Source organism: Pseudomonas sp. UBA6276, assembly GCF_002438365.1.
In the GTDB taxonomy this organism is placed as follows: Bacteria; Pseudomonadota; Gammaproteobacteria; order Pseudomonadales; family Pseudomonadaceae; genus Aquipseudomonas; species Aquipseudomonas coleopterorum.
In genome coordinates this window covers 31,417-31,630 of the sequence record NZ_DJUS01000153.1, presented here as the reverse complement: position 1 = coordinate 31,630, position 214 = coordinate 31,417, and the positions used below count along the sequence as shown (strand labels likewise).

At 62.6% G+C, this 214-nt stretch carries 1 pseudogene; it reads left to right on the top strand.

Annotation, left to right across the window (positions count from 1 at the left end):
- A pseudogene (locus tag B2V21_RS17700) lies at nt 1–184 on the top strand (methyl-accepting chemotaxis protein); the annotation flags it as partial.
- Nucleotides 185–214: the final 30 nt, after the last annotated feature.

Below are 214 nucleotides of genomic sequence, written 5' to 3'. Positions count from 1 at the left end.
GCAGATCGCCGCAGCCGCCGAGCAGCAGAGCTCGGTCGCCGAGGAAATCAGCCGCAGCATCATCAACGTACGCGACGTGTCGGAACAGACCGCCTCGGCCAGCGAAGAAACCGCTGCCTCAAGCGTCGAACTGGCCCGCCTGGGCAATCAGCTGCAGATGATGGTCAGCCATTTCCGTGTTTGACCAAAACACGCCCAAACCCTGACGCGGCTC